Genomic DNA, 9,043 nt, shown 5'->3' with positions numbered 1-9,043 from the left:
CAGCAGCGTGCGATTGCGGATCTGGAACCAGGGCTGCGGTTTGTGTCTCAAGAGTGAGGTCCAGACATCGGGCGGTTCGGGTTGAGACCTCTCGACGGGTTTCTGGCTGCGCCAGGGAATCCCGGATCTGCGTCCGAGGAAGCGGGCGTGGCTGTCAGCCTGGCTTGATTGCGGGTGAATGGGTGGCTTGGCATGTCGCCGGTGGCTCGGCCGATCCGGCCGGGTGTCCAGTGTACCTCAAGCGCCATCTGGCGTACGCAAGACGAATCCTCGGTGATCGCGGGGGCTCGCCGTGATCGGGGGAGCTGTCTTTGTCCTGGACCGACTCCCCAACGAGGCGTGCCCTGAGGTGGAATCCCAGCCGCAGGAAAGAAAGGTGGTTGCCGCCCCGCCGCGACCGCCGTCTGGCCCCCACTGGAGCCGAGCGGGCCTGGCTCGATAAGTTGCCTGGCGAACCTAGAAGGCTCCCTGCCCTCGCAAGACTGCCAAGGGAGTCATCAGCAAGATCCGAATGTCGAGCCAGATCGAGTAGTGGTAGACGTAGTACAGATCGTCCTCGGTGCTCAGGTGCATCGGCTTGTCGCTGCGGCCGTTGACCTGCCACCAGCCGGTGACACCCTGGGGAACAGCGAAACGCTTGCGCTGCCAACCCTCATAGCGATCGACGAGCCAGGGCATCTCCGGCCGCGGCCCGACTAGGCTCATGTGGCCGCGGACCACATTCCACAGCTGGGGCAGCTCGTCGAGGCTGTAGCGGCGCAGAAAGCGTCCAACCCGCGTCACCCGCGGATCTCCGGGCTGCTTGTGGATCACCTGGCCGTCGGCCGTCTTGACGAGAACTTGATCCTGCAGGGCTTCGGCATCGGCCTGCATGGTGCGGAACTTGAGCATGCCGAACAACCTGCCGTTCTCGCCCACCCGTTTCTGGCGGAAGAGTACGGGCCCGGCCGAATTCAACCGGATTGCCAGTGCGCTGGCCGTCATCGGGATGGCAAGAATCGCCAGCAAGGCCAGGGCGCCCATAATGTCAAAGAGGCGCTTGAACGCCCGCTGCGATCCGGTCAGGATCGGATCGCGCAGGCCGATGAACGGGATGCCGCCCATGACCTCGGCGCGAGCTCGGACAAGCGCCAAAGAGAAGTAGTCCGGGGCGATCTTGATCCTTACAGGCAGCTTCTCCAACTGAGCGACGACCCACTGGATTCGTTCGTAGGATCGCCCGGGGAGGCAGACCCAGACCTCATCGATCTTCCTGTCCGAGGCAACGCCAGCGACGTCGTCCACCGAAGCCAGGACAGCGTGTCCCAGATAGCTGACGCCGGCCTTCGCCGGATCGTCGTCGAGGAAGCCGGCTAGGGCGTAGCCCCACCGGCTCTGGTCGATCAGGAGCTGCGCCGCCCTTTGTCCCAGGTCGCCGGCGCCGATGATCAGGATGCGGTTTCGTCCTCCGGGGCGCGATTTCCCTCGAGCCCGGTGGTACAGCCGCAGCCCTGCCCGCGCCAGCAGCAGCAAGACCAGGCTGATGGTGAAGAAGTACCCGAACTGCAATCGGGACACCTCGCGGAAGGTCAGGTAGAGCATGCCCGCCAGGAGCATGCTGCCGGTGGCGGCGCCGAGCGAGACCCGCCCGACCTCCTGGTACCAACGCAGGATACGCCGTGGATCGTAGGCCCCCCAGACCGCCAGAGCAGACACCCAGCAGACTTCAGCCATGCCAACCACTACCCAGGGGAGGGCTGTGCCCACGGCCGTGATCTCCTGGCCGAGCGGCAGGGCAAGCCGCACCACCGACGACAGCCACAGGCCGAGGGAGATGAGGGCAATATCCAGGGCGAGAAGCAACTGGCTGAGGGGGGTGAGGCCGAGGGCTTTTCTCATGATCTACACAGGGTCATCGCTGCTGGGCCCAGTTCCGACACCATTCTAGCCCGATCGATGGGAAAACACTTCAGGGAACCGGCCATCCGCCAATAACGCAGCAGATGAGGATCGCCGCTTCCGAACAGGCCCCATGGCTCACGACGCGCATGGCAGTGGACAGCGTCGCCAACAGCCTACCCGCCCTGGGTTTGCCGCTTATACTGGGAGCCTCTCCCCGCGCCATGGGTTTGTCCTGAATGACATTGCCGCCAACCCTCCAACATCACGGCTGGACCGAGAGCATGCGCAGGTGGATCGGCCTGGCCGGGTGGCCCAGCGTCTTCGCCTCCCTGACAAGCCTGGCGACGCTGATCGGGCTGAGCCTCTTGCTTCGAGAGCTACCAGCATCCGAGGCAGGGTCGCTGGCGCTCCTGCTTTCGCTTTCAGACATCCTGAGCCTGCTGGCCCTCCTCGGAGGGGGAACCGTAATCACCCGCCTCTATGCTGCTGCCGGCCCTGGTGTGTTCGACTGGAGGCGGGATCTTGCCCAGACAGCAGCCTACGCCGCGCCTTTGGTCGCGCTGTGCACGATGGGCTTGGCCCTGCTTTATGGCTTCATCCCGTCTAGCGCGCTCTACCTCCTGACAGTCACCTTTCTCGCGACCCTGCTGGCTGCGGCGTCTGCCATGCTCAACTCGCAGGGCCACCACGCCTCGGCCGCGGTTCTGCTTCGCGCCCCGAACGCATTCCTCCTCGTTCCGGGCCTGCTCGCGCTCTTCTATCGGCCAGAGATCAGCCTCCTCGTGGTCTTGCTTGCCCATCTCACCGCAACCGCATTCTCCTTGTTCATAGCCACCATGGTTCTGCTGCGCACCCTTCCGATCGGCCCGCAAGGAATTTCGAGAAGCCAGCGGCTGTCGGGAATGGCTTTCCTGGCATCCTCCGTGACCGATCTCCTTCCCGAGCAGGGGCTGATCGCTGTCGCCGGCAGGATCTTGCCTCTCAACCAGGTTGCCGCCTTCGCCGCTGTGGCCGTCCTCACTCGCCCGTTCCGACTCCTCCGCAACGTCCTGGCGATGATCCTAGCGCCAGACCTTGTGCGCTTCCGACGCTCATCCTACAGGAGGCTGCTCGCCGGAATATGGGGCCTGGCCCTGGCTTGCGGACTGGCCGCTGCAATCCTGGTCCCTCCGATCGCGACTCAGTTCTATGGTGCCCGCTACCAGGAAGCCATGACGTGGATTCCCTACCTCTCCCTTGCAGGAGTACTTCTCATCGCAGTCGTACCGCCCCGAGCGGATCTGGGCGTCCGGGCGCCGATTCGCTTCGTCAATCGTTTCGCCCTGACGTACTTCCTGGCAATGATGGGCTCGCTCACCCTGACCGTCCTCGGAATGCAACTGTGGGGCGCGGTGTTTCTCGGCATCGCCGTCGTCCTGTTACAGCTCACGGAAACCGGGGTCGCTTACACGTTCTGGCTGGGATTCCGCCAAAGCGAGAAGCGCTCGGCCACGGAGTAGGAGCGCATCGGCCGACGCCCATCGTGCCTACTCGCCAAGCCACCCGGCACTCCTTGGGTTGTGTTGAGCACGGATCGGATCCGTGACCCTTTGATTGGCGAGAGCGAACACTGCTCAATGGGGGAACAGGGCTTCGATGTAGAACTGCTCCACGCGACGCGCGAGCATTCGCCAGCTGAGGACTTCCTCGGCAAAACGGCGCGCCCGCACAGCGTACTCCTCGCAACGCGCCGGGTCATTCAAGAGGTCGACTACTTCACGCGCGAACTTCTCCGGTTCCTCCGGAGCAAGCACGGCGATCCGATTCGCTTCAACCATATCGCCAAGGTCCCCTGTGCGGTTGGTCACGACCACCCTGCCAGACGCCAGGTAGTCGCCAAATCGGTTCGGAAAACGGCCCCGGTTCACTTCCTTGTCGGCGTACGGCAGCAACAACACGTCGGCGCAGGCCAGCACCTTCTCAAGATCAGCAAAGGGGACAACTCCCAGGTCGCGAAGCCTTCCCGCCAAACCCCGTTGTCGGAGCGCAATCCCCATGGCCTCCGGCATACGCCCGGTGGCGACCACGGTCGCCGCCGGTTCGCCTTCCAGGATCCGCCAGACGACTTCCCCCAGAAGTTCGGCATCGTAAGGCGCAAATCCAGTGAACACGACGATGCGGGCATCGACGGGGAGCCCACACCAGCGGCGAGCCTCCGCTCGATCCAAGGGGTGGATCAGGTCGATGTTTGCGCCAGGCGGAAGGAGAAGTCGCCTCCGCGCCGGCATTCCCATGGCATCGAGGCGGCGGCCTAAGTGCGAGGTAATTACCGTCGCCCCATCCGCCCATTGACGAAACCTCCGTTCCCAGAAATCGTCCAGCATGCCAAGCAGCCGACCGGCGCCCTCTCGCTCCTCGGCGATGCCGCCGTGACCCCATAGGTCCGCCCAGTCTGAGATCAGGATCGCTCCTCTTGCCTTGCCAACAAGAGAAGGAAAGGAAACCGCCGGCCGGTGGTCAAAGGCGTGAACGATATCGAATCGGCGGCGCCAGACCCAAATCGCCCTCCCGAGGCTGTCAATCGGGCTCAGGCCGCCGTTCCTGGCGCGAGCTGGAAAGATGTCCGACATTTCGACGACACAGACTCCACTTTCGACCGTCGTTCTGCTCGTTGTGCCCGGTCCTGATCGGCTGGCCATGAGGTGCACCGAATGGCCGAACGAAGCGAGCTATCTGGCCAGCGAGTAGCTCCGCATATAGCTGCCGCCGCGCCCCGCAAGGTTGTGGGTGAGCAAGAGAATCCTCAGAGGCGGCCTAGTCGCGCGCATGGTGAACGAGCGCTTCGAACAACGCCAGGCTTTCACCGGCGAGCCAGGCCGCATGGGCACTGAAGACAACTGGGAGCGTGAAGACAAAGTCCCAAAGCAGGCCGGCTTGGATGGATGCACGAAACGTTCGCACGACGAGGTTGGCCCAGCGGATGGGAATCAGCGAGGCGGCAAGCTGGCGGATCATCCGGCGTCGATCCCAGGCCTCGAGCTGCCCCCGAACCCGGGCGAACTCCTGGGCACGCTGAAACCGTTCGCGCAGCAGTCCCAGCCAGGAAGAGACATGGTGGTGCTCAACGACGGCCCGCGGCTCAAACGTGATCGGATATCCCGCCCCGGCGACCCGCCAGCTGAAGACCGTGTCGCCGATCATGTACTCTCCGGGGAACATCCCCAGTTCCACAAGGATCCCACGCGGGCTCAGCAGATTCACTGTCGGTGCGATCGAGATCCCTCGAGCCTCTCCACCGGGAAGCCACATGTCGAACTTCGCCAGATGTGTCCCTCGATCCAGCCACCGGCTCCCGTGGCAGAGGACGGAACCCACGATCACGCCTCCGAATCGATGGTGGGCTTCGAGGAGGCGGTCAAGCCAGTCCGGCGCCGGATAGGCGTCCGGGTCGGTGAAGACAAGCAGGTCAGCTTTGGCGAGAGACGCCCCCCGGTTCCTAGCGGCATGGGGAAGCAGGCGCTGGCCAGCCCGCTCGAGTCGGACCCAAGGAAAACGGTCTCCGACGATCTGAGCGCCCTGCGCCGACGGGCCGCTGTCGATCACAATGACCTCGAATCCCTCCAAGCTCTGGCGCGAGATCGCCTCAAGGCATTCCGGGAGCGTTTCATGCGAGTTGTAGGCCGGGATGACGACCGACAATCGCGGGCGTTCGGTCTTCAAGGCACTACCCCCTCATCGGATGCCTGCTCAGGACGATCTTGCTCGAGCTCGTACTGCAGGAACCTGGTCTCCGCCTCCCCGGGTCCCAGGATCCAGCCGGCGGCCTGGCCGATGGCTGCAGCAGTTTGAGCCGCCAAGATGACCGGCAGGGCTCGCACGCATGCGCGGCCCATCGGCGGGCTGCGTCGGAGCGCTGTCCAGCCCAGCTTCACGGCGCGCACAAGCGGGACGGCGGGGAGGAGAAGGATCCGGATGAGAACCCGCAGAGGAGACCACCCGAAGAGGCTCGCTCGGAGTGGGGCGAACATACGATTCCACAAGTAGTAGCCTCGGGCGATCGCCCAGACTTCCCCCTCATTCCAGTGTGCAACCTTGACCGAGGGATCGACAGCCAATCCTCCCCCCGCCTCCACCAGCTTCCACTGAAGAATCGGGTCACAGGCCATCAGGCGGTCCAAGTCGTCCGTGCGCTCAAGAAGCGCACCACGCCGATAGGAAGAGTTGTTGCCGACAAGGAGATCCGACTCGCCGCGCTGCGCCGGCGGAAGCCAGCGAACGTAGTTCAGGAGTGCAATGGCATCGCTGACACCGAGGCCCGGATTGCCGCTGTGGACCTCCGGCCCGACGCCGTCCAATCCCTGGGCGTGGGCTCGAAGCACCGCTTCGCCCCATCCGGGAAGGGCTTCACAGTGTTCCTCCAAGAAGGCCACGATTTCACCGCGCGCCAAGCGGACGGCCTCGGCGCGAACCCGTCCGAAGGGCTCAAGCCGATTCTTGCCGAGGTAGCGCACCGCGGGGTGATCGGTCCCGGGGATCGCAGCCTCCCGCCCGGCGGAGAAATCGATCAGCAGGATTTCCATCCGGTCGATCGCCGACTGCCCCAGCAGGCTGCGGAGCGATCTCTCGGCGCGGTCGCGCTGTTTGCCGACCAAGAGAACCACCGACATCTCGGGCGACGCCTGGGGTTCCCTCACTCACCGCTCCTCGTCCGTCCGCAACTCCAGGTCCGTGAAGCGAAGATCGTCTCCGGTCCGACCGGCCAGCGCACCCACGGCGAGACCTGCGGCCGCCAGGTAGCCAAGGATGATGATCCGGGGTGAATTCCAGGCAAACCGGCCAAGCGCCGATCTCCGCCGTCGCACGAAGAAACCTAACTGCCGCGCCCATCGGTACCACGGAATCCACATGCTGAACGCCAGGTAGATGATACGCCGCGCCCAACCCCAACTGGCCTCCCGGGCGCGGATGCGGCCGTAGCTCCGATTCCACCACCAGACCGCCATGAGGGAACGGAAGTGGGTTTCATTTTCGTGAGCCAGTTTCGACTCCGGCTCGACGAGGAGGCGATGTCCTCGGCGGGCAAGCTCCCTTTGAAGCAGGGGCTCGGCGACGAGAAGCTCAGAGAGACGAGTCCCGATGTCGGCCAAGGCAGCTCGCTTGTAGCTGGAGTTGTGTGCCGCCGTGGTCGCGGTTTCGCCGCGCATCGCCGGAGGCATCCAGTTCGAGTAGCCCCCCAGATGGACGGCATCGCTCCATCCGACCCCGGGATTCAGATTGTGGATCTCTGATCCTACGCACGCCCAGGGTCCTTGGTGGGCGACAGCCAGCTCCCGAGCCCACCCCGGCAAGGCCACGCAGTGCTCCTCCAGAAAGGCGACCACGGGTGCCCGCGCCTCCCTGACCCCGACGGCCCGCGCCTGACCGAAGGTTGTGGGAGGCGGAAGGGAGACTGTCCTTACCCTTGGATCGGCATGCGGCACGATCGAAGCGGAATCGGCCGTCGATAGGTCGAGGAGGAGGACCTCAATGACCGGGCCATCCTGCTGAAGGACGCTTTCCAGCGCCCGGTGCAGACGCTTCCGGTGATTCCCGCCGACGATGGCAACAGTCATCTCGGGCAGATCCCTGTCCTGGGTCGGCTGTTGCCTCGCTGGCGGGATCATTCGAGGATCGATCTTGCCGGACCCCGCCTAGAGTCTTTCCGCCCGGAAGCGAAGACCGCGGAGATGGGATTGGGTGAAGAGAACCTCCGCGTTCCCTTTGCCGAAGAGCAGGCCCAGGGCTTCTCCGAAGGCTGCGCCGTACTGCGCCAGGAGGATGATCGGGAGCCCAACGAGGAACGTGACAAGCCGGGAGGGATGTCGGTCGGAGAAGTAGAAGAACATACGGGCGGCCCTTGCCCAGGGGACCAACGGAGTCAGCGCAGCATGCAGCAGTCTGCGCCGTCGTGACCAACCGAGGACCCTTGCTCGGGCATCTCCGAAGCATCGACCCCAGGAGAAGAAGGCGACCCACGTGAGGGGCGAGACGGTATAGCCGTGCATGGACTTGACATTCGGCTCGAGGAAGAGGTGATGGCCATCCACCCGGAGTTTCCACATCAAGACCGGTTCGGCCATGAGCAGATCGGCCAACTGATCGCCGTAGGAAAGCAGGATCTCCCGTTTGTAGCAGGTATCGTGCGACGGCAGGAGCTCAGCCTCGCCTCGCGGCGCCGGTGGAACCCAAGGTCCATGACCCATCAAGTAGATCGGGTCGGAAAAACCGACCGCCGAAGTCAGATTATAGACCTCACCTCCGACTCCGGCCCACGGCCCCTGGTGTGCTTCGACGAGCGCCTCGGCCCACCCTGCCATGGCAAGCGAGTGCTCATCCAAGAAGCCGACAATCGGCGCCCGCGCCGAGCGAACACCTGCCGCCCGCGCTTGGGCCATGGTCGTTCCGTCGCGCGGCAGTTTGATCGTGCGGACACTCGGGTGATCGCTGCCACGAAGTGGGGCCGTCCCGGGCGCGCTGCAGTCGACCACCAGGATCTCCATGCGGTCGACGATTCCTTGGTGCCGCAAGCCCTGCATGGTGCGCTCCAGCCCGCGACGGGTACCTTCGTCGCCAACCACGATTACGACCGTGAGGAGAGGGTTATCGGCGCTCATGAGGTCCTTTCCACCCGGGGTGGGCCTTTCCACTCCGCTCAGGCATAGAACTCCACTCGCTGGTATCGATGGGAGACTCAGGCCGCCACACGGACCGACGATCGACGGCGATCTGCGTCAGACTGACAGCACGCGGCGTGAAGGACTGGTCGAGGAGCTGTTCGCCGCACAGGCCGGCCGGGCTGGCCGGCCACCCCTGCTCCTTCACTGGTCAGAATCATACTTCTTGAAACCGATGGCCTGGGCCAGCGCCAGGATAACAAAGCGCGGGTACTGTCGATAGCGAGGCCAAAGGCGCCGCGGCTCGGAAGCCAGACGGAAGAGCCACTCGAGGCCTGCGCGCTGCATCCAGCGGGGGGCCTGTGGCTTCCGGCCTGAGAGGAAATCGAACGCCGCGCCAACGCCGATCATGACTGGCGCCTCGATTCGACCGAAGTGTGCCGCCATCCAGCGTTCCTGTTTGGGCGTGCTCAGCCCGATCCAGACGATGTCGGGTCTGGCCGCGTTGATCTGCTCGACGACCAGCTGAT

8 protein-coding genes are annotated in these 9,043 nt (G+C 64.4%); 1 reads left to right on the top strand and 7 read right to left on the bottom strand.

Annotation, left to right across the window (positions count from 1 at the left end; genetic code table 11):
- Positions 1-456: 456 nt before the first annotated feature.
- A complete protein-coding gene (locus tag MUO23_03485) occupies positions 457-1,878 on the bottom strand; it encodes a sugar transferase (protein ID MCJ7512018.1) in 1,422 nt (473 codons plus the stop codon).
- 239 nt (positions 1,879-2,117) lie between these two features.
- On the opposite strand from MUO23_03485, the gene MUO23_03480 reads away from it, so the two are divergent.
- On the top strand, positions 2,118-3,380 hold the full coding sequence (locus tag MUO23_03480) for a hypothetical protein (GenBank protein ID MCJ7512017.1): 1,263 nt from the start codon (positions 2,118-2,120) through the stop codon (positions 3,378-3,380).
- Positions 3,381-3,494: 114 nt separating this feature from the next.
- Here the strand turns inward: MUO23_03480 and MUO23_03475 are convergent, their stop codons facing one another.
- The 6 genes from MUO23_03475 to MUO23_03450 form a co-directional block, all read right to left on the bottom strand.
- Entirely contained in the window at positions 3,495-4,559 is a 1,065-nt protein-coding gene (locus MUO23_03475) for a glycosyltransferase (protein ID MCJ7512016.1), read from the bottom strand.
- 115 nt (positions 4,560-4,674) lie between these two features.
- Positions 4,675-5,580 (bottom strand): glycosyltransferase, encoded by a 906-nt coding sequence (locus tag MUO23_03470; protein ID MCJ7512015.1) that lies wholly within the window; start codon positions 5,578-5,580, stop codon positions 4,675-4,677.
- Positions 5,577-6,554, bottom strand: coding sequence for a glycosyltransferase (locus MUO23_03465; GenBank protein ID MCJ7512014.1), 978 nt, complete (start codon positions 6,552-6,554; stop codon positions 5,577-5,579). Before MUO23_03465 ends, MUO23_03470 begins: the two co-directional genes overlap by 4 nt.
- Positions 6,555-7,472: a glycosyltransferase family 2 protein gene (locus MUO23_03460; protein ID MCJ7512013.1), complete on the bottom strand. Its 918-nt coding sequence runs from the start codon at positions 7,470-7,472 to the stop codon at positions 6,555-6,557.
- 78 nt (positions 7,473-7,550) lie between these two features.
- Entirely contained in the window at positions 7,551-8,513 is a 963-nt protein-coding gene (locus tag MUO23_03455) for a glycosyltransferase (protein ID MCJ7512012.1), read from the bottom strand.
- A 204-nt stretch (positions 8,514-8,717) separates the two neighbouring features.
- Positions 8,718-9,043 (bottom strand): WecB/TagA/CpsF family glycosyltransferase (locus MUO23_03450; GenBank protein MCJ7512011.1); only part of this gene is annotated, 326 nt, incomplete at its 5' end.

It is taken from the genome of Anaerolineales bacterium, from assembly GCA_022866145.1.
GTDB lineage: Bacteria > Chloroflexota > Anaerolineae > Anaerolineales > E44-bin32 > PFL42.
The sequence above is the reverse complement of the archived record's forward strand: the minus strand, read 5'-3'. Positions and strand labels throughout refer to the sequence as shown.

Excerpts from the sequence above, each read along its gene's own strand:
- MUO23_03460 (MCJ7512013.1), bottom strand. The coding sequence starts at position 7,472 with ATGACTGTTGCCATCGTCGGCGGGAATCACCGGAAGCGTCTGCACCGG.
- MUO23_03485 (MCJ7512018.1), bottom strand. The coding sequence starts at position 1,878 with ATGAGAAAAGCCCTCGGCCTCACCCCCCTCAGCCAGTTGCTTCTCGCC.
- MUO23_03480 (MCJ7512017.1), top strand. The coding sequence starts at position 2,118 with ATGACATTGCCGCCAACCCTCCAACATCACGGCTGGACCGAGAGCATG.
- MUO23_03455 (MCJ7512012.1), bottom strand. The coding sequence starts at position 8,513 with ATGAGCGCCGATAACCCTCTCCTCACGGTCGTAATCGTGGTTGGCGAC.
- MUO23_03475 (MCJ7512016.1), bottom strand. The coding sequence starts at position 4,559 with ATGGCCAGCCGATCAGGACCGGGCACAACGAGCAGAACGACGGTCGAA.